Raw genomic sequence first — 24,662 nt, forward strand, 5'->3', positions numbered from 1 at the left:
ACATGTCCCGCTCAGCTTCCCCGGAGGTCGACCCAGCCCGGGTCGACGTGGCGGAGGCCGCCCGCTGGCTCGACGGCCGGGTGCTGCGTACTCCGTTGTTGCGGTCCCCGGCGATCGACCGGCTGGCCGGCGTGCGGGTGCTGATGAAGGCGGAGAACCTGCAGCGTGGCGGCTCGTACAAGATGCGGGGCGGACTGTTCGCGGTCGGTCGGCTGGTGGCGGCCGGGCACCGCGGGGTGGTCGCGCAGAGCACCGGTAACCACGCCGTCGCGGTGGCGCTGGCGGCGCGGCGACACGGGGTGGCCGCCACGGTGGTGCTTCCGGTCGACGCGCCCGCGACGAAGGTCGAGCGGGCCCGGGCGGCGGGTGCGCGGGTGGTGCTCGCCGGTACCGACGTCGCGCAGCGGCTGGCGGTGGTCCGGCAGCTCAGCGACGAGACCGGCCATCCGATCGTCGACGCGTACGACCATCCGGACGTGGTGGCCGGGCAGGGCACCGCAAGCCTCGAACTGATCGAGGAGGCCGAGCGGTCCGGCGCTCCGCTGGACGCGCTGGTGCTGCCCGTCGGTGGGGGCGGCGGCGTGGCCGGGGCGTGCCTGGCCGCCGCCGGGCGGCCGATCGAGGTGTACGGCGTGGAGCCGTACGGCTGCGATTCGCTGGCCCGCAGCCTGGACGCCGGTCGACCGGTCCCGGTCACGCCCGCACCGACGATCGCCGACGGTCTTCGGCCGTCCTGCGTGGGTGCGCTGCCGTTCGCCATCGTCCGGGACCGCCTGCGCGGGGTGATCCGGGTGGACGACGAGCAGATAGCCGAGGCGTTCCGGCTGCTCCTGCTGGAACTGAAGGTGCTGGCCGAGCCGTCGGGCGCGGCCGGCCTGGCCGGCGTACTCCGGCTGTCCGGCAGCAATGCCGAGCAGCCCGGCGGACGGCTGTCCGGCAGCAACGCCGAGCAGCCCGGCGGCCGGGACGCGGAGCGTCAGGCCGGGGTAGATGGCGTCGGCGGGAGTGGTACGCGGCGGCTGCACACGGTCGGTGTGGTGCTGACCGGCGGAAATGTGGAAGCGGACCTGGTCGCCCGACTGGCGACCCCGCATCGGATCGAGGAAGGGGCGGCAGCATGAGCGAGCGTCACAGCGGGGGAGCGCGACGGGACGGCGGCGGCAGGCCGCAGGTGATCGGGGTGCTGTTCGGTGGGCCGTCCGCGGAGCACGAGGTCTCCTGCGCCTCGGCGCTCGGGGTGGCGCGGGCGCTTGTCGGCGGCGGGTACCAGGTCGTGGCGCTCGGCGTCACCCGTCAAGGCCGGCTGCGGCTCGTCCCCGAGGAGACACTGGCCGCCCACATCGACGGTACGGCGGCGGCGCGGGCCATCGACGACCGGCTGTCGGTGACCGGGTCGGCCGTGGAGTTGCGGGCCGGCGAGCGGCCCGGCACCGCACTGGTCACCGGGGCGGAATCGCCCGGCGAGGTGCACGCCGTACTCGACGTGGTCTTCCCGGTCCTGCACGGCCCGTACGGCGAGGACGGTGTGGTGCAGGGGCTGCTCGAATCGCTGGGCGTGCCGTACGTGGGATGCGGGATCCTCGCCTCCGCCGTCGGGATGGACAAGGTGGCGATGAAGCGGGCGCTGCGGGCCGAGGGAGTGCCGATCACCCCGCACGTCTGGTTCGACGAGCACACCTACCGCACCACCGAGGACGTGGAGAAGCTGGTGGTGGGGCTGCGCCGGCCGCTGTTCGTCAAGCCGGCGCGGATGGGTTCGTCGATCGGCATCTCCCGGGTGACCGAGGACGACGACCTGGCCGCGGCGGTGGAAGAGGCGCTGCGGCACGACAACCTGGTGGTGGTGGAGCAGGGTGTCACCGGCCGCGAGTTGGAGTGCGGGGTGCTCGGCGGGACCCGTCCCGAGGCATCCACCGTGGGCGAGGTACGGGTCACCGGAGGCTGGTTCGACTACCAGCAGAAGTACTTCGGCGACGCCGATCCGATGGTGGTGCCGGCGGTGCTGCCCGACGAGGTGACCGAACGGATCCGGGACCTGTCGCTGCGGGCGTTCGCCGCGATCGGCGGCTGGGGGCTGGCCCGCGTCGACTTCCTCTACGACGAGTCGGCCGGCGAGTTGTACGTCAACGAGTTGAACACGATGCCCGGCTTCACCGCGCACTCGATGTACCCGAAGGTGTGGGCGGCTGCCGGGGTCGGCTACCAGCAGATCGTCGACCGGCTGGTCGCGCTCGCCGTCGAACGGCGGGCGAGCCGTCCCACCAGCCAGGAGGGTCAGGCGTGATCCTGCTCTGCGATCCCCGGGTGGCGGCGGTGCCCGGCGTGGACGACGGTGACCCCCTGGTCGACCTGCGGGACGTACCCGAACTGCGGCTCGACGGTCGGGCCGCCGATCCGGCCGGGGCGTACGCCCGGTTGCGTCAAGGTGTGGTGGAGCGTCTGCTGGCCGCGCAGCGCACCCTGCCCGACGGCCTGCGCCTGCTGGTCATCGAGGGATACCGGCCGTACGAGGCGCAGCTGAACATCTTCACCGCCTACCGCGACGAGTTGCGCCGCAACCATCCGGACTGGTCGCCGCAGCGGGTGTACGAGGAGACCACCAAGTTCGTCTCCCCGGTGGAGGTGGCGCCGCACAGCACCGGCGGGGCGGTGGACCTGACCCTGTGCACCGCCGATGGGATCGAGGTGGACATGGGCACCGCGGTGGACGCCACCCCCGAGGCGAGCGGAAACGCCTGCTTCACGGCCGCCACGTCGATCGGCGCGCCGGCCCGCCGGCACCGGCGGATCATGGGTGCCGCGCTGGCCTGCGCGGGACTTGTCAACTACCCCACCGAGTGGTGGCACTGGTCTTACGGCGACCGGTACTGGGCACTGATGACCGGGGCACCGCACACCCGCTACGGCCCGCTGTGAGAGTGAGGGGCGGCGTCATCCTGTGCGGGCACGGTGTCGGAGAGTCGATGTGAAGTTTGTTTCCGATCCACCTGAACCCGACAGCGCTCCCAGGCCGTACCAGCATCCGAAGCAGATGCCGAGGTACGGGAGGCGACAGGTGAAGGTGCAGCGCAAGCACATGCTGGCGGCGGGGGTGGCGGTGATGGCCGCCGGGGCCTTGGCGGTGAGCACCGGGCTCGGCTTCGCCGACAGCACGCCGACCGCCCAGAGCGTCTGCCCCGGCTCGATCACCTTCTCGGCCGAAGGGGGTGCCCCGGCCGCCACCAGCAACCAGTTCCCGGTCGGGACCCGACTGCGGGTGACAAACCTGGACAACGCCAGGACGGCGGAGGTGACAGTGGTCGGGCCGTCGGGCAGTTGCGTACTGCTCAACTCCGCCGCGATGGACCTGGTCCGCGAACCGGGGAAGAACGTCATCCGACGTAACGTGGTCGAGCGGCTGGGCGGTGTCGCCGTACCGCCCAGGCAGCCGGGCCAGGTCGCCGACCGGCCCGGCGTCGCGTCACCGCCCGCGGTCCGCCCGGTCGACGGGTCGGCCTGTCAGGGCGCGATCACCTTCTTCGAGGAAGCCGCCGCCCCGGCCGCCACCAGCGACCGGTTCCCGGTCGGCACCCGGCTGCGGGTGACGAACCTGGACAACAACCGGTCGACAACGGTGACGGTGACCGGTCCGTCGGGCAGTTGCGTGCTGCTCAACTCCGCAGCGATGGAACAGATCCGGGAACCCGGCAAGAACCTGGTCCGCAACAACACAGTCGAACTGCTGCGCTGAGACCGGGCCGGGTGGCTGTCGCGCGGTGCGGACGCGGCAGTCACCCGGCCGTCCAGGGTCACCCGAAGGCGGCGTCGAGGATCTCCATCGCACGGGACAGCTCGTCGTCGGCGATGACCAGTGGGGGCAGGAAACGCAGCACATTGCCGTACGTGCCGCAGGTGAGGGTGAGCAGGCCGGCGGCGTGGCAGGCCGCCGAGATCGCCGCCGTGGCGGCCGGGTCGGGAGTGAGGGTGCCCGGCTGCACGATCTCCACGGCCAGCATCGCGCCGCGACCGCGTACCTCGGCGATCGCCGGATCCCGTTCGGCGATCGCCCGCAGCCGGGCACCCAGTACGGCCTCGATCCGCCGGGCCGCACCGGCAAGGTCCAGCTCGTGCATGGTGTCGATCGAGGCGAGTGCGGCGGCGCAGGCGATCGGGTTGCCCCCGTAGGTGCCACCGAGCCCGCCGACGTGCACCGCGTCCATCAGCTCCGCCCGGCCGGTCACCGCGGCCAGCGGCAACCCACCGGCGATGCCCTTGGCCAGGGTGATCAGATCAGGTTCGACGCCCTCGTGCTGGCAGGCGAACCAGTCGCCGGTGCGGCAGAAGCCGGTCTGGATCTCGTCGGCGATGAAGACCACCCCGGCCGCCGTCGCCCACTCGCGCAGCGCCGGCAGAAAACCCGCCGCCGGTACGACGAAACCGCCCTCGCCCTGGATCGGTTCGATCAGCAGCGCCGCCACGTTCTCCGCACCGACCTGCTTCTCCACCAGCTCGATCGCCCGAGCCGCGGCGGTGGCGCCGTCCAGGCCACCGTCGCGCAGCGGGTACGACATCGGCACCCGGTAGATCTCCCCGGCGAACGGCCCGAACCGGTGCTTGTACGGCATGTTCTTCGCGGTCAGCGCCATGGTCAGGTTGGTCCGGCCGTGGTACGCGTGGTCGAAGACCACCACGGCCGGTCGACCGGTGGCGTGTCGGGCGATCTTTACCGCGTTCTCCACCGCCTCGGCACCGGAGTTGAACAACGCAGAGCGCTTCTCGAAGCCGCCCGGAGTCAGCTCGTTGAGCTGCTCGCAGACCGCCACGTACGACTCGTACGGGGCGACCATGAAGCAGGTGTGGGTGAAGCGTTCGACCTGGGCGCGTACCGCCTCGACCACCTTCGGGGCAGAGTTGCCCACGTTGGTGACGGCGATGCCGGCGGCGAAGTCGATCCACTGGCGGCCCTCGACGTCAGTGAGGGTACCGCCCGAGGCGGTGTCGACATAGGAGGAAATGACGCTGCCGACACCCCGGGCGACGGCCGAACCCCGCCGCTTGTGCAGCTCCGCTGAAGAGGTCATGAGACTGGTCAGCCCTCGATGTTGTGCATGACGTGCTTGATCCGGGTGTAGTCCTCCAGGCTGTAGATCGAGAGGTCCTTGCCGTGCCCGGAGTGCTTGAAGCCGCCGTGCGGCATCTCGGAGATGAACGGGATGTGGGTGTTCACCCAGACACAGCCGAAGTCGAGCCGGCGGGTCATCCGCATGGCGCGGCCGTGGTCGCGGGTCCAGACCGAGGCGGACAGGCCGTAGTCGACGCCGTTTGCCCAGCGCACCGCCTCGTCCTCGTCGGAGAAGCGCTGCACGGTGATGACCGGGCCGAAGACCTCCTGCTGGATGATCTCGTCGGCCTGCTGCAGACCGGAGACGACGGTCGGGGCGTAGAAGTAGCCGCGCTCGCCCACCTGCGCACCGCCGGTCTGCAGGTTCGCGTGGTCGGGCAGCCGGTCCACGAAGCCGCGTACCCGGGCCAGTTGGTTGGCGTTGTTCAGCGGGCCGTAGAGCACGTCGGCGTCGTCCGGCGCGCCGGTCCTGGTGTTGCGGGCCTGCTCGGTGAGGGCGGCGACGAAGTCCTCGTGGACGCCGGGCGCGGTCAGCACCCGGGTGGCGGCGGTGCAGTCCTGGCCGGCGTTGAAGTAGCCGCCCATCGCGATGGCCTCGGCCGCCGCCGCGATGTCGGCGTCGTCGAAGATCACCACCGGGGCCTTGCCACCCAGTTCCAGGTGGGTGCGCTTGAGGTCGGGCGCAGCGGCGGCGGCGACCTCCATGCCGGCCCGGGTGGAGCCGGTGATCGACACCAGTTGCGGGGTGGGGTGCGCGACCAGGGCACGACCGGTGTCCCGGTCACCGCAGACGACGTTGAACACGCCCGGCGGCAGGACCTCGGCGGCGATCTCGGCCAGCAGCAGCGTCGACACCGGCGTGGTGTCCGACGGCTTGAGCACCACCGTGTTGCCGGCCGCCAGCGCGGGCGCGATCTTCCAGACCGCCATCATCAGCGGGTAGTTCCACGGGGTGACCTGGGCGCAGACGCCGATCGGCTCGCGCCGCACGTACGAGGTGTGCCCGGCCATGTACTCGCCCGCCGAACGGCCCTCCAGCAGCCGGGCGGCACCGGCGAAGAAGCGGAACTCGTCCACCGCGGGGGGCAACTCCTCGTCGGCGGTGAGCTGGCGGGGCTTGCCGGTGTTGCGGACCTCGGCGTCGACCAGGTCGGCGGCCCGGGCCTCGACCGCGTCGGCGAGCTTGAGCAGAGCCTTCTGCCGCTCCGCCGGGGTACTGTCCCGCCAGCTCTCGAAGGCGGTGGCGGCGGCCCGCATCGCCGCGTCGACATCGGCGGCCCCGGAGACCGGGGCCTGGGCGAAGACCTCCCCGGTGCAGGGGTCGATCAGGTCGGCGTAGCCACCGTCGACCGGCTCGACGTACTCGCCGTTGACGAAGTTGCGCAGCTTCTGCTGGTCACTCATGACAGGATCACTCCGAAGGGTCCGGGGGCGCGCTGCGGCGGTTATCGCAACCTTCGTGCCATCTTCGCTACTGAATTCGCGGCAGACAAGGGCCTGGGCGACCGTATCCGTCGGCGCGGCTCTGGATTAGGCTGCGGAACGTGGAGCTCACACCGTTCTTCGTCGCCGGTCGACCCAGCCACGGCACCGACGAGGTGACCGTCCACCATCCGTACGACGGGCGGCCGGTGGGGCGTACCAGCCTCGCCACCGCCGACCAGGTCGAGGCGGCCGTGGCGGCGGCGGCCGAGGTGGCGGCGAGCGCTGCCGCACTGCCCGCGCACGCCCGCGCGGCGGCGCTGGACCACGTCTCGCGCCGGCTCGCCGAACGGGCCGAGGAGATCGCCGCCCTGATCACCGCCGAGAACGGCAAGCCGGTCAAGTGGGCCCGGGCCGAGGTGGGCCGAGCGGTGTCGACCTTCCGGTGGGCGGCCGAGGAGGCCCGGCGCTACTCCGGCGAGCTGCAACGACTCGACACCGACCCGGCGGCCACCGGCCGCATCGCGCTGGTTCGGCGGGTGCCGAAGGGGCCGGTGCTGGGCATCACCCCGTTCAACTTCCCGCTCAACCTGGTGGCCCACAAGGTCGCCCCGGCGCTGGCGGTCGGCGCACCCATCATCGTGAAGCCGGCCCCGGCCACCCCGCTCTCGGCGCTGCTGCTCGGCGAGATCCTGGCCGAGACCGAGTTGCCCGCGGGGATGTTCTCGGTGCTGCCGCTGCCCAACGACCGCGCCGCCGAACTCGTCACCGACCCCCGCCTGCCGGTCGTCTCGTTCACCGGCTCCGGGCCGGTCGGCGCGAGCATCCGCCGATCCGTACCGGACAAGCACGTGACGCTGGAACTCGGCGGCAACGCGGCGGCCCTGATCTGCGAAGACTGGTCCGCCGACGAGGACCTCACCTTCGCGGCACAACGGATCGCCACCTTCTCCAACTACCAGGCCGGCCAGTCCTGCATCGCGGTGCAGCGGGTGTACGTGCACGAGTGGCTCTACGACGGGTTCCTGCCCCGCCTGGTCGCGGCCGTACGGGAGTTGCGTGCCGGCGACCCGACCGATCCACTGACCGACGTCGGTCCGCTGGTATCCGTCGACGCCGCCCGCCGGGTGGAGGCCTGGGTGGACGAGGCGGTGGCGGCAGGCGCCACCATCGAGACCGGCGGCCAGCGGGACGGCGCGACCTATCCACCCACCGTCCTGAGCGGAGTGCCTGCGAACGCGAAGGTGTGCACCGAGGAGGTGTTCGGCCCGGTGCTCGTCGTGGACCGGGTCGAGAACGACGCCGCCGGGTTCGCCGCCGTCAACGATTCGGCGTACGGCCTCCAGGCGGGTGTCTTCACCCACCGTCTCGACGTCGCCTTCGCGGCCGCCCGCACCCTGGAGGTCGGCGGGGTGATCGTCGGCGACGTGCCGTCGTACCGCGCCGACCAGATGCCGTACGGGGGAGTGAAGGGCAGCGGTGTGGGGCGGGAGGGGCTGCGCAGCGCCATGGACGACTACACCGACACCCGGGTCACCGTCCTCACCGGCCTAGCGCTGTAAGGAAGGGCACCTTATTAACGCCTCCGGTAGAGGAAGGGCCCCCTATTAACGCCGGAGTGGTTCACCAACTGCCGTCGTCGCGTACCCGAGCCGGGGCGCGGCCGAGCAGCAGGGTGACGAGAGCCTCGTCGATGTTCGCGCCGAGGAACCACTCGCCGGCCTGATCCAGCGCGAAGATCCGGCCGTGCTCGTCGACGGCGATGATGCTGTGCTGGTTCTCCGTACCGATGGGGAACAGTCGTGCCCCGATCACCGCTGCGAAGTCGGCAAGCGTGTCAGCGGTGTGCGCGACCTGCCGAGGCCGAATGTCGAACCGGGAGATCCACACCTCTTCCCCCGGGCCGAGCTTGGCCCCGACCAGGCTCGGAAATGCGGTCAGAGTCCGCAGAGCGGCCGGAGGGACGGCGTGTTCATGGGTCTTGCCACGCACCTCTCTGACATCTCGGATGGCTGACGTCGCCACCACCTCGTCGCCGAAATGTGGGCGCCAGCCGGCGGCGACGAGTGCGTTCGTCACATCGGCCGGGAAGCGACCCGGCTCGGGATCGGGTGCGGGCTCGGGATACCACGGTGCGGTCCAGCCGCGTTCGGACCAGGGCAGGACGTTGAAGTGGACGAGGAAGTTGATGCAGGTGTCGCAGGGGCGTTCGACCCGCCCACCCGCCGGGTCGCCCTCCTCCCGGACGAGGTAGCAGTCAAATCGCGCCGCGCTGAGCAGTGCCTCCGCGTCTCCGGCCTCCATCGGGGCGATGCCTTCGGCGGTGCGGCGGTGGTCGTACTCGTGCAGGACGTCGGAGACGACGACCAGTTCGGCGTGCCGGTCGCCGCCACGGACCAGGTGCCCGGCGGGCAGCCCGTCGAGGTACGCGCGGACCAGCGGATGATGGTTGAGCTCGATGTCGCCCTTCGCGCCGTGCGCGGTGAAGATGCGGCCCTCGATGGTCAGGTGTGCCGCGGTGGTCGGCGTGGGTAGCCGACGGATCTCGCGCAGCAGTTGGCCGGCCGGATCCACGGTGCGGGGGGCCGGCGGGCCGGTGGGGCGACCGCGGCGGAAGAGTTGCTCGACCACGTCGGGCGGCACCCGCGGCCAGGTGGTCACCTCGCCGGTCTCCTTGTCGACCACGGTGGTCGGCAGGTCACCGGGCATGGACCTGACCTGAGTGGACACCGTCGAGGTGATGACGTACCCGAGGTCGAACTCCGTGACCATGGGACGGCACTCGTGACCCAGGCGCTGTGAGTCGCGGCGGGCCCATACCGCCGCGATCTGCTCGGCCTGCTCGCGGTCAATCACACCGCGAACCTACCGGACAACGCGAATTCGTGGCAGCCGGTATGGTTCGGCTTACCGACGGTTACGAGAGGGGTGGCGTTGACCGACAGCGTGAACCGTGATGCCAATCGTGCCCTCCGGGCCCGCTTCGACGAGGTGTACGGGCAGTATCAGCAGCTGCGGTCCGGTTTGGACGAACTGCAGACCAGGCTTGCCGAGCTGCGGGTGACACAGCGCTCCGACGACGGCCAGGTGACCGCGACCGTCGGCGCTCAGGGCGAGCTGATCGCGGTGGACCTGAATCCCTCGATCTACCGTGACCACGACGCCAAGGCGCTGAGCGCGAAGATCACCGCCACGGTACGGCGGGCCGCCGCCGCCGCGACGACGGCCACCCAGGATCTCGTGAGCACCTACCTGCCGACCCGGTCCGGGGCCGCCGACTTCCTGCGTACCGGTGATTTCGGCACCCTGCTCGGCCGGGCCGACACCGTGCTGCGACGGAGCGAGTGATGGCCGGACAGCTCTGGCTCGACCCGTCGCGGGCCCGTCGCGGCGGCGCGGACCTGACCCGGGCGGGCGAGGCGGTGGCCGGTCGGCATGCCGAGGCCGGTGCCGCGATAGCGGCGGCCAGCAGCCGGCGGCCCTGGGGCCGCGACGACATCGGCGCGGCGTTCGAGCGGCAGTACCGGGGCTACGAGGAGATGGCACTGCGGGTCTGGGCGGGCGTCGGACGACGGCTGGCCGAACTCGGCGGGGACGTGGTCCGCTCGGTCGAGACCAACCAACAGACCGACGCGGCCAGCGGCGCCCGGTTCGACCGCATCTCCGACCCGCGCCCCCGGCGCTGATCCGGGCCGGGAATCTCCGATGACGCTGTTGCCGAGCCCGATTCCGCACCCGCTGGACTATTCACCGTGGGACCTGCCGGGCTGGATCTACGAGGCCCTCGACTGGGTGATCGGCGTCGAATGGCCGGAAGGCGACGAGCGCGCCGTCTGGGATCTGGCCGACCAGTGGTACGCGGTGGCCGCATCCCTCGCCGGCCCGCAGGCGGATGCGAGCACCGCCGCCGCCGAGGTGCACCAGGGTTACGGCGGCGTCGGTGCGGTCGCGGCCGCGTTCGGCGGGGCGTGGCGGCGGGTGGCCGATGGCGAGGATGCCCCACTGCCGGTGCTGCTCGCGGTCAGCCACGACCTGGGACGGGTGGTGGAGGAGTGCGGGTGCGACATCGAGGGCGCCAAGCTCGAAGTCTGGATCGAGCTGGGCATCCTGGTGGTCGAGTTGTTGGCCTTGGCGGTGGCGGCGGTGCTCACCGCCGGGGCTGCTTCGCCGGCCGCCGCCGGGGTGATCGCCGCGACCCGCTTCATCGTCCAGCAGATCTTCCGGCGTCTGCTCGCCCAGCTGGCGCGCAAGTCGCTGAAGCAGGGCCTCAAGGAAGTCGGCGAACGCGCGGCGAAGCAGGTGACCACCACGGGTGCGCGCGGGCTGGCCCGGCACGCCGCCCGAGAAGGGTTGACGGAGGCGGCCCAGGAGGCCGGGGTCAACCTGGCCACCCAGGTTTATCAGCAGAGCACCGGCCGTCGGCACGAGTTGGACGTGACCGACCTGAGCACGAACGCGATCGGCGGCCTGGCCGGCGGGGCGGCGGCGTCACTGGCCGGTCTCGGCCGGCACGCCACTGGTGGGGGTGCCCGGATGGCCGAACACCTGGGCCGGGAGATGACCGGCGAGGTGATCGCCGACCAGGCCGCGAGTCTGGCCACCGGGCAGGGGTTGACGTCGCTGGAGGATGCCGCCCGGGCGGCTGCTTCGGGTGCCCGTGGCTCGGCCACCGGTCAGGCTGACCGGGCGTTGCAGGCCCGGCTCGACGGCCAGTTGGCCGCCCTGTCCGGTCCGGCGCTCCCGTCGGTGCTGCCCGGGCCGGCCATCCCGGCGCCTGCTGCCCCAGAGCTGACGCTACCGCTCGCCGGCGGAGCATCGACGCAGCCAACGCCCGTCGTGGAGTCGGCGCAGGGCGCGGCGATCCCGGCTCAACGGACCTCGACCGAACCACCTGCCGTCGGGCCGATGGGTTCGACGTCGCCGGCTGCCGGGCCCGCGCTGCCCCTGCCGGCAGCCGATGGCGGTGTGGACCTGGAGCCGCCTCATGGCGGTGGGCCGGTGAGTCTTGCCGGATCCGCCCTGAACGAAACGGTGCACCGCCCGCCGGATCCGGGCCTGACTACAGAGTCGGCCCCGACTCCGGGCTCGGCTCTGACCACTGAGCTGGGCTCGACTCCGGAATCGACCCGGCCGGGCCGCGAGGTCCCGGCGAGTGCTCAGTCAAGCGTTGCTGCCGTAGGCCCAGCCTCGATGGCCGGACTGGTCGACGTCTCAGGGCCGGCGCTGTCCACGGTCGCGCCACCGTCGGTCGTGCCAGGTGTCGCTACCGGTCCGGACATGACGGCGGCGGGCGGAGTGGCTGGCGGTCTCGCCCCTCCGAGCGGTGCGGCCCATTCGAGCGGTGCGGCCCATTCGAGCGGTGCGGTCCATCCGGGCGGTCCGGTCCATGCGTCGGGCCCGGTGGCCGCGGTCGGCATCAGCGGATCGTCGACTGCGACGGGCTCCGCAGCAGCAGGGCCGGTGATGGACCGGGTGCCGGGCGCGTCGACGGCGACACGGCCGGAGGCAGGTTCTCCCGGCGGTCCACCGTCGCGGCCGGAGCCTTCGCCCGCGCCACCCCGCTCCGCACTTGTCGAAGCGCTCGTTCCGAACGCGCCGACGGTGAACTCTCCGGGGCGTGTCACCCCACCCACAGCGCCGCCGACACGCCCCGATCCCGAAGCCAGCCGGACTGCCGACTACGAGGCTCTCGAACGGCGTCGTTACCAGGGCTATTACGAGTCACAAAGAGCCGGGCATGAGGAAAGCCGCCGGTCTCGTGAGGTTTCCCGGCTGAGGAGTCAGGCGGACGAGCACTACCAGCGCGCCAGCGACTTCACAGCATATGCGCGCCAACTCCACCAGGCGGGCCATCGCGATGCGTCAGCCAACTGGCAACAGGCAGCGAAGGCCGAAACCCGTGCGTACGGGCGGTGTCTGGATCTGGCCGATGCGGTGGCGTCGGGTGCTGTCGTGCCCGACGTGGTGGCCGTCGACCGGCCGGAGGACTTCCATCGGATCAACGACGACGTCGGCGATCTCGCCGTCGGCGCGATCGACACCGGCGATCGTTCCGCCCTGACCGGCGACGACCATCCACCGCCGATCGACCGGTCCCGCCGGTACGGCCAGCCGGGCGGGCTGCGTCCACCACTGGCTCTGCACCAACGGGACGTGGAACAGCAACTGCCCCGCGACGAGGCGGGCAACGTGGTGCGGACCGCCGATCCTCGGGCCGGGGACTGGTTCGGGTTGATGAACGACGGTGGGCCGCGGGCGGACCCGACCCGAGGGATCAACTGCCTGGACTGCACCCTGTCGCTCTACGACACCTGGGTGCACGGGCGTCCCCGGGTCGCGGCGCCACGCACCTTCGACGCGTACCAGGCCGGTGACGTGACTCGGCCGCTCAACGGCGAGCAGGACGGCACCGGGCGGGTCGAGGATGTCACGGGTGGCCGCTTCCAGCGGCTCTGCGACGGCACCGCCCGTACGCCCGTCGAACTGCAACGGGCGCTGGACACCGGCTACCGCAACCTGCGCGACCAACTGGTGCTCGGCGGGCACGGCAGTTTCGCCTTCGTCGTCAACCATCTGGAGCGGGGTGGTGCGCACATCTGGGTGGCGTTGAATCAGAACGGCACGGTGCTCTACGTCGACCCGCAGGTCGGGCTGGTCAGTGATCAACCGCTGTACCGGTACCACGGGCCGGCGCACCCGTTCAACGCGGTCGACGCGGACGTGCTGGTGCTCGACGGCGGTGCCCGGCCGATGCCGTTGGCCGGGTTGCGTCGGGGCATCTACAGCCAGCGACCGGATCTGCCCCGATATCCGCCCGCCGAGGAATTCGAGGGGTACGGCGATCCGTACCTCAACCGGGTGCACCTGCTCGGCGATTCCGGCTGAGCGTCTCCACCCGGCCGAGGTGACGTGGACTGCTCTGGGCCGGGACGAAACGCGCTTGCCCAACCCGGCACGAACGATAAGGGTCGGGACATGACGGATTTCGATTCCTCGGCCGACCATCCGATCCGACGCTTCGGCTGGTCCAACATGTTCGTCCGACCCGAGGACGATCCGCGTGCCGACGGTGGGTTCGACGGCGAGCGGGAAACCCTCGTCGGTTATCTGCGCGACCAGCGACTGACCCTGGAGATGAAGTGTTCCGGCCTGGACGCGGCGGCGTTGGCCCGTCGGTCCGTACCACCGTCGACCATGTCGCTGCTCGGCCTGGTGCGGCACCTCGCCGAGGTGGAGCGCGGCTGGTTCCGGCGCACGATGGCAGGACTGGACGCGCCGCGCATCTGGTGCAGCGAAACCGAACCGGACGCGGACTTCGACGGTGCGTTGCCCGACCCGGAGGTGGTCGACGAGGCGTGGCGGGCCTGGCGGGCGGAGGTCGAGTTCGCGGAGCGGTTCGTCGCGGAGACGGCGGATCTCGGGATGCGGGGGCGTCGCGGCGACGAGGCGTATCCGCTGCGCGACATCCTGGTGCACATGATCGAGGAGTACGCCCGGCACAACGGCCACGCGGACCTGCTGCGCGAACGGATCGACGGCCGCGTCGGCCAGTGACCGTCTCGGAAGACCACGACCGGGCAGCGTGACAGTTCGGGACGGGTCATCGACCGCCCGGGAAGGCAGGTGGCCGTCGGGCATGGGCGAGGCTCACGCCGGTGTGGTGTGCGGCCGTCGCCGGCGTGGCGGGTCGCACATCCGGGGTGGTCGATGACGAGCCGAGTGTGGGCGCCGGTAGTAGCCTGACCGGCGGTTCCCCCGTCGGGGGAGGAACGGTGGGAGCTCATGTCGGTAGGTCGCCGCGCGGCGCGGCTCGCGACGGTCTGCGTGTTCCTCGGCGGGCTGGTGATGCTCGGTGGCGCACCGGCGCATGCCGACGAGGACCGCGTGCGGGTGCGGTCGGCCGGCAGCTTCACCGCGGGCCGCGCCGCCCAGGACGTCCGGTTGGAGGTACGCAAACGTACCGACGGCTGTGTACGGGTGCGGGGCGCGCTGGGGCTGAGTCTGCCCGGCGTCCGACCCGAGCAGGTCACTGTCCAGGCGGAGGTCGACCGCCGATGGGTGTCCGTGCCGGTCTCCGGCACCGACGGGCTGGTGACCACCGCGCCGGTCGCCCCGGCCAGGGACGAACTCTGCAAGCGCAAGGGCACGGTGATCCGCTACCGGGTGGCGTTCGGCGCCGACGCTCCCGGGGGCCGGCTGGTCGTGACGGGCGAGGCGGTCACGGCGCGCGGTGTCCTGCTGGGGCGCGCCGTCGCGGAGTCCCAGGTGAACGGTGGCCGGGTCGCCCCGACACCGTCCCGCTCGCCGTCTCCCACCCCCACCCTGGACGAGGTGGTCGACACGCCGCCCGCGCCCACTGCGACGGTGGCGTTGGCGGCGGACACCCCGGGGGAGATGAGCCAGGCGGCCAACCAGTCCGGCGGCATCTCGTCGGTGATGTACGTCGGCATCGCCATGGTCGCGGCCGGTGCCCTGCTCATCGGGCTGCTGGTGTTCCGCTCGCGCCGGGATCGGCGACGGCGTGGCGAGCAGGTCGACGTCCCGCTGCCGGGTAATCCGGCCGGCACCACCTACCGTTCCACCCGATCTCCGGCGCCGACGCCACCCGGTCCGCAGGTGCTGCCGCCACCCGGTCCGCAGGCAGTGCCGCCGGCAGCACCCGGCCAGGTGTACGGGACGGGTCGACCGCCCACGCCCCGCGTTTACGGCGGTACGCCGACGGCCCGACCCGCCGGCGGCCTGTACGGCGCGCGGCCGACCGGTGCCGGCGACCAGAGCCCGACCGAGACCGCTCCTGGCGTCTCCAGCTCTGCGCCCGTACCGCCGGTGTCGGGGTCTGCTGCCGTGCCGCCGGTGTCTGCGCCGCCGGCGCAGGGCGGGTCGCCGGGGTGGCAGGACCCGCCGCCGCCCGCCGTGCCAGGTGACGATCCGAGGTACGGGGGCGGGCTGCCCGGCTGAGCCGGGGTGGGGGCCGCGCCTCCGATACGCTCAGCTTTGTTGACGGACCGCAGTCGAGGAGTGGAACCGGTGTCTGATCTGTCCCAGATCGTCAAGGCGTACGACGTCCGTGGGACGGTGCCGCAGCAGTGGGACGAGGGGGTTGCCGCCGCCTTGGGCTCCGCCTTCGCGCAGATGCTCGACGCCACCGGCGATGCGGGCAAGGCCGTGCTGATCGGGCACGACATGCGTGCCTCCGGTCCGGCGTTGGCGGATGCCTTCGCCGCCGGCGTACGCGCCGAGGGGCGTGCGGTCATCGAGATCGGGCTCGCCTCGACCGACATGATCTACTACGCCTCCGGTTCGTTGGATCTGCCCGGTGCGATGTTCACCGCCAGTCACAATCCGGCGCAGTACAACGGCATCAAGATGTGCCACGCGGGGGCCCGCCCGGTCGGGCAGGACACCGGGCTGGCCGAGGTTCGTGAGCGGGCGCAGGCGCTGCTGGACAAGGGCGAGCCGGTGGGTGAGCCGACCGCGCCGGTGCACCGGCAGGATCTGCTCGCCGACTACGCGGCGCACCTGCGCACGTTGGTGGACCTGTCCGGCATCCGGCCGCTGACCGTGGTGGTGGACGCGGGCAACGGCATGGCCGGGCACACCGTGCCCAGCGTGCTCGGCGACGCCGCGTTGGCGGCCCTGCCGTTGCGGATCGTGCCGATGTACTTCGAGTTGGACGGCACGTTCCCCAACCACGAGGCCAACCCGTTGGACCCGGCCAACCTGGTCGACCTGCAACGCGCGGTGGTGGCGCACGGCGCGGACATCGGCCTGGCGTTCGACGGGGACGCCGACCGCTGCTTCGTCATCGACGAGCGCGGCGAGCCGGTCTCGCCGTCGGCGATCACCGCGCTGGTCGCGGCCCGGGAGCTGGCCAAGCACCCCGGCTCGACGGTGATTCACAACCTGATCACCTCGCAGGCGGTGCCGGAGATCATCCGTGAGCACGGCGGCGAGCCGGTGGTGGCCCGGGTGGGTCACTCCTTCATCAAGGCGGAGATGGCGCGTACCAACGCGATTTTCGGTGGTGAACACTCCGCCCACTACTACTTCCGGGATTTCTGGTTCGCCGACACCGGCATGCTGGCCGCGATGCACACCCTGGCCGCGCTCGGCGAGCAGCCGCAGCCGCTCTCCGTGCTCGCCGCCGAGTACGAGCGGTACGTCGCCTCCGGCGAGATCAACTCCACGGTGACGGACCAGGCCGCCAAGGTCGCCGAGGTGCGGGCCGCCTACCCGGATGCCGAGGTCGACGAACTGGACGGATTGACCCTGCGCTTCCCGGACGGGGCGTGGTTCAACCTGCGTGCCTCGAACACCGAGCCGTTGCTGCGTCTCAATGTCGAGGCGCCCACTGCGCAGCGAATGACGTCGCTGCGCGACGACGTGCTCGACCGGGTACGCCGATAAGATCGCTCGCGCCGTTCGGTGCCGCCGATCGGTGAAACCGCATACGTGGAAGGAGCCGCGCCGTGGCCCTCGACCCGCAGTTGCTGGAAATCCTCGCCTGCCCGGACACCCACCATGCCCCGCTCGACTACGACGCACAGGCGCAGACGCTGACCTGCACCGAGTGTGGCCGGATCTTCGAGGTCCGTGACGACGTCCCGGTGCTGCTGCTGGACGAGGCGCGCGGCCCTGCGGAGCGGTCGTGATCGACGGGACGGCCGGGGTCAGCGGCCACCGCCACGCCGACGACCAACTGCTCGACGACCCGAAGGCGCTGGCCGAGCGGGACCCGGGCGGCATGCTGCGGCACACCGCCTCGGCCGGCGCGCAGGTGCGCGAGTCCGCCGCGCTGGCCGCCGAGGCGAACCTGTCGATGCTCGCCGACGACGGCCGTCCCCGCGCGGTGGTGATCGCCGGCATCGGCACCGCCGGGCGTACCGGTGACGTGCTGGCCACGGTCGCCGGGCCGCGCTGCCCGGTGCCGGTCATTGCGCACCGCAGCGCGGGCGTGCCGGGCTGGGTCGGTGCCGCCGACGTGGTGATCGCGGTCAGCGCCTCCGGTCGCAGCCCGGAGGCGCTCGGTGCGGCCGAGGCGGCGCACCGCCGTGGTGCCCGGCTGGTGGCCGTCGGTCCGGCCGACTCCCAGTTGCAGTCACTGGCCGAGCGGGCTCGTGCCCCGTTCATTCCGGTGCCCCGCCGGGCGCCGGCGCGGGCCAGCCTCTGGGGTCTCACTGTGCCGGTGCTGCTGGCCGCCCGGGCGCTCGGTCTGGTGAAGGTCAACGAGGCGGACCTCGCCGAGACGGCGGCCCGGCTGGACGCCGACGCCGACCGCTGCCGGCCCACCGCGGAGTCCTTCGTCAACCCGGCGAAGTCGCTCGCCCTCGGCCTGGCCGGCTCCATCCCGATCGTGTGGGGTTCGTCCCCGCTCGCCTCGGTCGCGGCTCGCCGGTTCGGTGACACCCTGTCGGCCAACGCCCGCTACCCGGTGGTCACCGGGGCGCTCGGCGAGGCGGGTCGGGGTCGGGTCGGTCTGCTCGACGGCGTCTTCGGCGGCCTCGCCGAAGGGGAGCGGGACATCTTCGCCGACCCGGAGGAGTCGACGCCCGACGGCACCCGGCTGCGGCTGGTGCTGCTGCGCGACGGTGGCCTGAACGCCGAGGACGACGCCGACGAGCCCCTCGCGGTGGAGGAGCGGCGCGCCGACGCGGTGCAGACGCTCGCCGAGCGCCGGGGCGTACGGTGCGATGTGGTGACCGCCGAGGGCGGCTCGGCGCTGGAACGGCTGGCCTCCCTGGTGGCGGTGCCGGACTTCGCCTCGATCTACCTGGCCCTGGCACACGGCCTGGATCCGATGGCGGTGCCGGCGATCACGGAGATGAAGGAGCTGGCCAACCAGTGACCGGAACGGCGGCGGCATGAGCGCCGGGGGTGGCACCAGGGCGATCGTCGCGGCGTTGCTGGCCAATCTCGGCATCGCGGTGACGAAGTTCGTGGCGTACCTGCTGACGATGTCGTCGTCGATGCTGGCGGAGTCGATCCACTCGGTTGCCGACACCGGAAACCAGGCGTTGCTGCTGGTCGGTGGCAAGCGGGCCCGGCGGGCACCCACCGCGCAGCATCCCTTCGGCTACGGCCGGGAGCGCTACGTCTACGCGTTCATCGTGGCCATCGTGCTGTTCAGCCTGGGTGGGGTCTTCGCGCTCTACGAGGCGTGGCACAAGTGGTCCGATCCGCACGGGATCACCAGCTGGCACTGGGTGCCGGTGACGGTGCTGCTGGTGGCGATCGTGCTGGAGTCGTTCTCGTTCCGTACCGCGATCAAGGAGTCCAACCTGGTCCGGGGCCGTCAGTCCTGGACCAGGTTCATCCGCCGGTCCAAGGCGCCGGAGTTGCCGGTGGTGCTGCTGGAGGACTTCGGCGCCCTGGTCGGTCTGCTCTTCGCGCTGTTCGGCGTGGGAATGACCCTGGCCACCGGCGACGGCCGGTGGGACGCGGCGGGCACCGCGATGATCGGCCTGCTGCTGGTCACGATCGCGATCGTGCTCGCCCTGGAGACCAAGAGCCTGCTGCTCGGGGAGGGTGCCGAGCCGGCCGAGATCGCCGCCATCGAGCAGGCGGTCACCGGCGGGCCGGAGGTCGAGCGGATCATCCACATGAAGACGCTCTACCTCGGTCCGGATGAGTTGATGGTGGCCGCGAAGATCGCGGTGGCGCGCTGGGAGACCGCCGAGGAGTTGGCGCGCGGTATCGACGCGGTGGAGGCCCGGATCCGTGCGGCGGTGCCAACCGCCCGGGTGATCTATCTGGAGCCGGACATCTACCGGGGAGAGGTCGGGCCGGCGGAGGCGTCCGGTCGATCGGGGAGCTGACCGGTGGAACTGCTGTACGGGCCGATCAAGGACTACGCGTGGGGTTCCCGCTGCGCCATCGCCGAGTTGCAGGGGCGTCCGGTGCCCAGCGAGGGCCCGGAGGCTGAACTCTGGTTGGGCGCTCATCCGGGCGCGCCGGCCAGCGTCGACCGGGACGGTGGCCGGGTCGCCCTGACCGAGGTGCTCGCCGCCGATCCGGCCGGCTGGCTCGGCCAGCGGGTCGTCGACCGGTTCGGCGCGCGACTGCCGTTCCTGCTGAAGGTGCTGGCCGCCGCGGCGCCGCTGAGCTTGCAGGCCCATCCGGACGCCGAGCAGGCCCGAGCGGGGTACGCCGCCGACGATGCCCGGTGCGACGGGCACCGCAACTACGTCGACCCGTTCCACAAGCCGGAGTTGCTGGTGGCGCTCGGGCCGATGGAGGCGCTGTGCGGTTTCCGGGATCCGGCGGTCTCGGCCGAGGTGTTGGCCGGGCTTGGCGTACCGGCGTTGGGGCCGGTGCTCGATGCGCTCGACGCCGGTGCGGCCGGGCTGGCCGAGGCCGTACGCCTGCTGCTGACCTGGCCGGCGGCGGACCGTGCCGGGCTGGTGGCGGCGGTGCGGAAGGCGGCGGTGGTCGGGCCGGACGCGGAACTTGTCGAGCTGCTGGCCGAGGCATACCCGGCCGATCCGGGGGTGGTGGTGGCGTTGCTGCTCAACCGGGTGCGGTTGGCGCCGGGCGAGGCCATCTGGATGCCGGCCGGAAATCTGCACGCCTACCTGCGCGGTACGGGTGTGGAGGTGATGGCGGCCAGTGACAACGTCCTGCGCGGCGGGCTCACTCGCAAGCGCGTCGACGTGGCCGAGCTGCTCCGGGTGCTTCGCTTCGAGGTGCTCGACCAGCCGGTGGTGGCGCCTCGACCGGTTGCGGACGGGGTGGTGACCTGGCCGGTCCCGGTGGCGGATTTCGCATTGCACCGGGTGACGGTGGGTCGGCAGCCCGAGGTCACCTTGACGGTGCCGGGGCCGTGGCTGGTGTTGTGCACGTCCGGGCAGGTCGACGTCGCCGACGTGGTCGCCCCGGTGACGCTCGGGCCGGGGCAGGCCGCGGTGGGGTCCGCCGCCGGCGGGTCACTCACGGTCAGCGGTGCGGGTGAGGTGTACGTCGCGTCGCCGGGCCTCTGCTGAGTCGTCTGATCGAACCGCAGGGTGTCCGGCCTGGCCGGCGCGCGTCGAAGCAGGCCCGACCCGGCAACACGCGAGTCCGACTTTTCCGGAATAGCTTGACTCGATGCATGCGGAGTGTGACTCTATGAGTGCGTAGCGTTATCGCGACGAAGGTCCGAGAACGCGCGGGGGAACCAAACCGGGGGGATGTGCGGGGCGGCTGGAGATGGGCGGTGAAACGTCCGTCACTAGTCGCCCCGTGCGCTGTTTGCCCTCACGCCAGCCGTGATCGGGTAGGCGCGCGTAAAGTGGGAGGTTGCGCAGCACAATCGTCCGACAGGAGCTTTTATGACCAGCACCCTCCCGGCGTCCGCCAGCGGCACGTCGCCGAATGCCCGGCCGCGCACTCTCGCCGAAGGCGACTTCCGGGTGGCGGATCTGTCACTCGCCGAGTTCGGGCGCAAGGAGATCCGCCTCGCGGAGCACGAGATGCCCGGCCTGATGGCGATCCGCCGCGAGTTCGCCGAGGCGCAGCCTCTCGCGGGGGCGCGGATCACCGGTTCGCTGCACATGACGATTCAGACCGCCGTCCTGATCGAGACCCTGGTCGCGCTCGGCGCCGAGGTCCGCTGGGCCTCCTGCAACATCTTCTCCACCCAGGACCACGCCGCCGCCGCGATCGTCGTCGGCCCGGACGGCACCCCCGACGCCCCCGCCGGCGTTCCGGTGTACGCCTGGAAGGGCGAGACGCTCCAGGAGTACTGGTGGTGCACCGAGCAGGTGCTCGACTGGCCCGACGGGCAGGGCCCGAACATGATCCTCGACGACGGTGGGGACGCGACCCTGCTCGTCCACAAGGGAGTCGAGTTCGAGAAGGCCGGTGTCGTACCGCCGGTCGAGTCCGCCGACTCCGAGGAGTACGCGGTCATCCTCGGTCTGCTGCACCGTTCGCTCGCCGAGGACGGCCAGCGGTGGACCCGGATCGCCGCCACCATCAAGGGCGTCACCGAGGAGACCACCACCGGCGTGCACCGGCTCTACGAGATGCACCGCGCCGGCACCCTGCTCTTCCCGGCGATCAACGTCAACGACTCGGTCACCAAGAGCAAGTTCGACAACAAGTACGGCTGCCGTCACTCGCTCATCGACGGCATCAACCGGGCCACCGACGTGCTGATCGGCGGCAAGATGGCGGTCGTGCTCGGCTACGGCGACGTGGGCAAGGGCTGCGCCGAGTCGCTGCGTGGCCAGGGCGCCCGGGTCGTGGTCACCGAGGTCGACCCGATCTGCGCCCTCCAGGCGGCGATGGACGGCTACCAGGTCGCCACCCTCGACGACGTGGTCGAGATCGCGGACATCTTCATCACCGCGACCGGCTGCTTCGACGTGATCACCAACGAGCACATGGCCCGGATGAAGCACCAGGCCATCGTCGGCAACATCGGTCACTTCGACAACGAGATCGACATGGCCGGTCTGGCCAAGCGCTCGGACGTCACCCGGGAGAACATCAAGCCGCAGGTGGACCTCTGGAAGTTCGACGACGGTCACGCGATCATCGTGCTCTCCGAGGGACGTCTGCTGAACCTGGGCAACGCCACCGGTCACCCGAGCTTCGTGATGTCGAACTCGTTCGCCAACCAGACGATCGCCCAGATCGAGCTGTTCACCAAGACCGAGGAGTACCCGATCGGCGTCTACGTGCTGCCCAAGCACCTGGACGAGAAGGTCGCCCGGCTGCACCTGGCCGCCCTCGGTGCCAAGCTCTCCACGCTCACCAAGGAGCAGGCCGCCTACCTCGGCGTCGCCGTCGAGGGTCCGTTCAAGCCGGATCACTACCGCTACTGATCAGGTCGTCGAACCGGGTCGACCCTGCCTCGGGTCGGCCCGGTTCGGCATGTCCGGCCGGGCCGCGGGTCAACGTGGGTTACTGCGACGGCCGGGGCGGATCCAGGTCCAGACGCACCAGATCAGCCAACCCACCGACACCAACGCGGCCAGGGTACGTAGCCGCAGCGCGCTGAGCAGCAGCACCAACGCGAGTACCGCCAGCCACGGCCCGAAACCTCTCACCATTGCCTCCTGGTGTCCGCTCGACACCGGCCACCGGCATCGTTCGCGTCTCAGTGTCCGCCCGTCCCGTCGGCCCCGCTGCGGCGGGCCGGCACCGACGGGCGTACGCCGACCAGACCGCCCGGCGCGGCCTGCCCCGCCTCGACCGCCCTCGGGCTCGGCACCGGACCTGGGACCGAGGTCGGCACAGGGTCGGGCAGCGGCGCGGTGAGCGTCGGCTCGGCCGACCGGAAGGTCGGTGTCGAGCCCAGTTGCGGCCACAGCGCGGCGGTCAACCCACGTTCACCGGCGAGCCGCTGGCGGGCTCGTCGGTGCCGCTCGCCCAGCACGGCGGCCAGGTAGACCGACTCCGGCAGCCCCGCTGGTGGCGGCGGACCGGTGGTCGCGGCGACCTCCCGCCACAACTGCCGGGCCAGATCGCTGCGGGCCGGCTCGGCGAACTGGTGGGACCGGGTCAGATACTGCCGGGTGGCCAGCGCCAGGCTCGGGTCCAACCGGCTCAGATCCAGCGTGTACGCCCAGGTGGTCAGCACCGGCAGCGGGGCCGGCACGGGACGCCAGCTGACCGCGGTGCGGGTGTGCACGACAAGCGTGCCCGCCACCAGGTCACCGAGGCGTCGACCCCGGGCGTCGGTCAGCATCACCGTCGCACCGGCGACCCAGGACAGCAGCGGCAGCACCAGCCCTGGCCACTCGACGGCGACCCCGACCAGCGCCCGGGTCAGCGACTGGCGCAGCCCCACCGGGCCACCGTCGTGGCTCACCACTCGCAGCCCGACCGCGGCCTTGCCCGGCGTGCGTCCTTCGTTGAGCCGTTCGAAACACACCGGGTAACCGATCAGCAGCAGGACCACCCCGACGGTGAGCAACGCCCGTTCCAGGGCCGCGTCGAACAGGCCGTACGGCAGGGCGGCCAGGGTCAGCGCGGTGATCACGACGAGCAGCAGGCCGAAGACCAGCTGAAGCAGCACGTCGATCAGCAGCGCGAGCACCCGGGAGCCGATTCGGGCGGCCCGCACGTCCAGCCGTACGGCCTCTCCGCTGACCAGATCGGCGTCACCGGCGGCCGGGGCGGTCCACCGCGCTGCTGTGCTCATCTACGACAGTGAACACTATGATCGCGCGGACGGGGGTGGCTGGCGGTGGATCTCGACGCGTACGTCGCGGAGCATGGCGGGGAGTGGCGTCGGCTGAGCCAGCTCTGTGACCGGCGGCGTCTCGACGCCGCCGAGGTCGACGAGTTGGTGGCGCTCTACCAGCGGGTCACCACTCACCTGTCGGTGCTGCGCAGCCGCTCTCCCGATCCGGCGCTGCTGGGCGAACTGTCCCAGGTGGTGCTCCGGGCCCGCGCCCGGCTCACCGGCCGGCCCCGGCCGTCCTGGGCGGCGGTACGCGGGTTTATGTTTGCCGGTTTTCCCGGGGCGGTCTGGCGGGCGGCACCGTGGTGGTGCGCGGTGGCCACCGTCTTCACCCTGCTCACCTTCACGCTCATCGGGTTCGTCGCGGACAACCCGGAGACCGCTGCGGCCTTCATCGGTGACGAGGAGGCGGCGCACCTGGTCGAATCCGGATTCGCCGGCTACTACACGGAGTTCTCCGCGCCGACGTTCGCCTTCCACCTCTGGACGCACAACGCCTGGTTGGCGGCGAAGTGCCTGGCCGCCGGGGTGCTCATCGTCCCGGTCGGCTACCTGCTCTGGCAGAACGTGCTGAACATCGGGGTGGTCGGTGGGGTGATGATCTCCTACGGCCGGGCGGACGTCTTCTTCGGCCTGATCACCCCGCACGGGTTGTTGGAGCTGACCGGGGTCTTCGTCGCCGCCGGGGTGGGGCTGCGTACCGGCTGGGCCTGGATCTCGCCACCGGAGCAGCTGACCCGGGGGCAGGCGGTGGCTCGGGCGGGCCGCGACGCCATCCTGGTCGCCCTCGGCCTGGTCGGGGTGTTCGCGGTCGCCGCGGTGATCGAGGCGTTCGTGACCCCCGCACCCGTGCCGACGGCCGTACGCATCGCCGTCGGTGCCGCCGCCTGGCTCGCCTTCCTGGCCTACGTCGTGCTGCTCGGCTCCCGGGCCAGAGCCGACGTCGACGATCGGTGACGGCGCGGGCCG

22 protein-coding genes are annotated in these 24,662 nt (G+C 71.7%); 17 read left to right on the forward strand and 5 right to left on the reverse strand.

Annotated features, from left to right (window positions below; genetic code table 11):
- Nucleotides 1-2 precede the first annotated feature (2 nt).
- From VAB18032_RS32735 to VAB18032_RS05060, 4 genes are all read left to right on the forward strand, one after another.
- A complete protein-coding gene (locus VAB18032_RS32735; protein WP_013731707.1) occupies nucleotides 3-1,121 on the forward strand; it encodes a threonine ammonia-lyase in 1,119 nt (372 codons plus the stop codon).
- On the forward strand, nucleotides 1,118-2,284 hold the full coding sequence (locus VAB18032_RS05050; RefSeq protein WP_013731708.1) for a D-alanine--D-alanine ligase family protein: 1,167 nt from the start codon (nucleotides 1,118-1,120) through the stop codon (nucleotides 2,282-2,284). The genes VAB18032_RS32735 and VAB18032_RS05050 overlap by 4 nt, the downstream gene beginning before the upstream one ends.
- Nucleotides 2,281-2,916 (forward strand): M15 family metallopeptidase, encoded by a 636-nt coding sequence (locus VAB18032_RS05055; RefSeq protein WP_013731709.1) that lies wholly within the window; start codon nucleotides 2,281-2,283, stop codon nucleotides 2,914-2,916. Before VAB18032_RS05050 ends, VAB18032_RS05055 begins: the two co-directional genes overlap by 4 nt.
- 139 nt (nucleotides 2,917-3,055) lie before the next feature.
- Nucleotides 3,056-3,730, forward strand: coding sequence for an RlpA-like double-psi beta-barrel domain-containing protein (locus tag VAB18032_RS05060; RefSeq protein ID WP_013731710.1), 675 nt, complete (start codon nucleotides 3,056-3,058; stop codon nucleotides 3,728-3,730).
- A 58-nt stretch (nucleotides 3,731-3,788) separates the two neighbouring features.
- Here VAB18032_RS05060 and gabT read toward each other — a convergent pair whose 3' ends face one another.
- Both gabT and VAB18032_RS05070 read right to left on the reverse strand, forming a co-directional pair.
- The gene (gene gabT / locus VAB18032_RS05065) at nucleotides 3,789-5,060 is read right to left on the reverse strand and encodes a 4-aminobutyrate--2-oxoglutarate transaminase (RefSeq protein WP_013731711.1); all 1,272 of its coding nucleotides are present in this window, start codon (nucleotides 5,058-5,060) and stop codon (nucleotides 3,789-3,791) included.
- Nucleotides 5,061-5,068: 8 nt separating this feature from the next.
- The gene (locus tag VAB18032_RS05070) at nucleotides 5,069-6,505 is read right to left on the reverse strand and encodes a gamma-aminobutyraldehyde dehydrogenase (protein ID WP_013731712.1); all 1,437 of its coding nucleotides are present in this window, start codon (nucleotides 6,503-6,505) and stop codon (nucleotides 5,069-5,071) included.
- 140 nt (nucleotides 6,506-6,645) lie between these two features.
- On the opposite strand from VAB18032_RS05070, the gene VAB18032_RS05075 reads away from it, so the two are divergent.
- Nucleotides 6,646-8,085 carry an aldehyde dehydrogenase family protein gene (locus VAB18032_RS05075; RefSeq protein ID WP_013731713.1) on the forward strand — a complete coding sequence of 480 codons (1,440 nt, stop codon included), beginning with the start codon at nucleotides 6,646-6,648 and terminating at the stop codon, nucleotides 8,083-8,085.
- A gap of 61 nt (nucleotides 8,086-8,146) precedes the next feature.
- Here VAB18032_RS05075 and VAB18032_RS05080 read toward each other — a convergent pair whose 3' ends face one another.
- Nucleotides 8,147-9,379 carry an SUKH-3 domain-containing protein gene (locus VAB18032_RS05080; protein ID WP_013731714.1) on the reverse strand — a complete coding sequence of 411 codons (1,233 nt, stop codon included), beginning with the start codon at nucleotides 9,377-9,379 and terminating at the stop codon, nucleotides 8,147-8,149.
- Between the two features lie 72 nt (nucleotides 9,380-9,451).
- On the opposite strand from VAB18032_RS05080, the gene VAB18032_RS05085 reads away from it, so the two are divergent.
- The 11 genes from VAB18032_RS05085 (at nucleotide 9,452) to ahcY (ending at nucleotide 22,329) form a co-directional block, all read left to right on the forward strand.
- Entirely contained in the window at nucleotides 9,452-9,871 is a 420-nt protein-coding gene (locus VAB18032_RS05085; protein WP_013731715.1) for a YbaB/EbfC family nucleoid-associated protein, read from the forward strand.
- Nucleotides 9,871-10,209, forward strand: coding sequence for a hypothetical protein (locus tag VAB18032_RS05090; RefSeq protein ID WP_013731716.1), 339 nt, complete (start codon nucleotides 9,871-9,873; stop codon nucleotides 10,207-10,209). The genes VAB18032_RS05085 and VAB18032_RS05090 overlap by 1 nt, the downstream gene beginning before the upstream one ends.
- A gap of 19 nt (nucleotides 10,210-10,228) precedes the next feature.
- Nucleotides 10,229-13,408, forward strand: coding sequence for a toxin glutamine deamidase domain-containing protein (locus VAB18032_RS05095; protein ID WP_013731717.1), 3,180 nt, complete (start codon nucleotides 10,229-10,231; stop codon nucleotides 13,406-13,408).
- A 90-nt stretch (nucleotides 13,409-13,498) separates the two neighbouring features.
- A complete protein-coding gene (locus VAB18032_RS05100) occupies nucleotides 13,499-14,077 on the forward strand; it encodes a DinB family protein (RefSeq protein WP_013731718.1) in 579 nt (192 codons plus the stop codon).
- A gap of 228 nt (nucleotides 14,078-14,305) precedes the next feature.
- A complete protein-coding gene (locus VAB18032_RS05105; RefSeq protein WP_013731719.1) occupies nucleotides 14,306-15,481 on the forward strand; it encodes a hypothetical protein in 1,176 nt (391 codons plus the stop codon).
- A 69-nt stretch (nucleotides 15,482-15,550) separates the two neighbouring features.
- The gene (locus VAB18032_RS05110; RefSeq protein ID WP_043723009.1) at nucleotides 15,551-16,930 is read left to right on the forward strand and encodes a phosphomannomutase/phosphoglucomutase; all 1,380 of its coding nucleotides are present in this window, start codon (nucleotides 15,551-15,553) and stop codon (nucleotides 16,928-16,930) included.
- Between the two features lie 62 nt (nucleotides 16,931-16,992).
- Nucleotides 16,993-17,175 (forward strand): Trm112 family protein, encoded by a 183-nt coding sequence (locus VAB18032_RS05115; protein WP_013731721.1) that lies wholly within the window; start codon nucleotides 16,993-16,995, stop codon nucleotides 17,173-17,175.
- Nucleotides 17,172-18,368 carry an SIS domain-containing protein gene (locus tag VAB18032_RS05120; protein ID WP_013731722.1) on the forward strand — a complete coding sequence of 399 codons (1,197 nt, stop codon included), beginning with the start codon at nucleotides 17,172-17,174 and terminating at the stop codon, nucleotides 18,366-18,368. The genes VAB18032_RS05115 and VAB18032_RS05120 overlap by 4 nt, the downstream gene beginning before the upstream one ends.
- 16 nt (nucleotides 18,369-18,384) lie before the next feature.
- Nucleotides 18,385-19,338: a cation diffusion facilitator family transporter gene (locus VAB18032_RS05125; RefSeq protein ID WP_013731723.1), complete on the forward strand. Its 954-nt coding sequence runs from the start codon at nucleotides 18,385-18,387 to the stop codon at nucleotides 19,336-19,338.
- Between the two features lie 3 nt (nucleotides 19,339-19,341).
- On the forward strand, nucleotides 19,342-20,502 hold the full coding sequence (gene manA, locus VAB18032_RS05130) for a mannose-6-phosphate isomerase, class I (RefSeq protein ID WP_013731724.1): 1,161 nt from the start codon (nucleotides 19,342-19,344) through the stop codon (nucleotides 20,500-20,502).
- Between the two features lie 327 nt (nucleotides 20,503-20,829).
- Nucleotides 20,830-22,329, forward strand: coding sequence for an adenosylhomocysteinase (ahcY, locus tag VAB18032_RS05135; protein WP_013731725.1), 1,500 nt, complete (start codon nucleotides 20,830-20,832; stop codon nucleotides 22,327-22,329).
- A gap of 69 nt (nucleotides 22,330-22,398) precedes the next feature.
- On the opposite strand, the gene VAB18032_RS32300 is transcribed toward ahcY, so the two are convergent.
- Nucleotides 22,399-22,554, reverse strand: coding sequence for a hypothetical protein (locus VAB18032_RS32300; protein ID WP_169804608.1), 156 nt, complete (start codon nucleotides 22,552-22,554; stop codon nucleotides 22,399-22,401).
- Nucleotides 22,555-22,604: 50 nt separating this feature from the next.
- Nucleotides 22,605-23,651: an RDD family protein gene (locus VAB18032_RS05140; RefSeq protein ID WP_013731727.1), complete on the reverse strand. Its 1,047-nt coding sequence runs from the start codon at nucleotides 23,649-23,651 to the stop codon at nucleotides 22,605-22,607.
- 45 nt (nucleotides 23,652-23,696) lie between these two features.
- Here VAB18032_RS05140 and VAB18032_RS05145 point away from each other — a divergent pair, with 45 nt between their 5' ends.
- Complete coding sequence (locus tag VAB18032_RS05145; RefSeq protein ID WP_013731728.1) at nucleotides 23,697-24,650, forward strand: stage II sporulation protein M; 954 nt, start codon at nucleotides 23,697-23,699, stop codon at nucleotides 24,648-24,650.
- The last annotated feature ends 12 nt before the right edge of the window (nucleotides 24,651-24,662 follow it).

Source organism: Micromonospora maris AB-18-032 (assembly GCF_000204155.1).
Taxonomy (GTDB): domain Bacteria; phylum Actinomycetota; class Actinomycetes; order Mycobacteriales; family Micromonosporaceae; genus Micromonospora; species Micromonospora gifhornensis.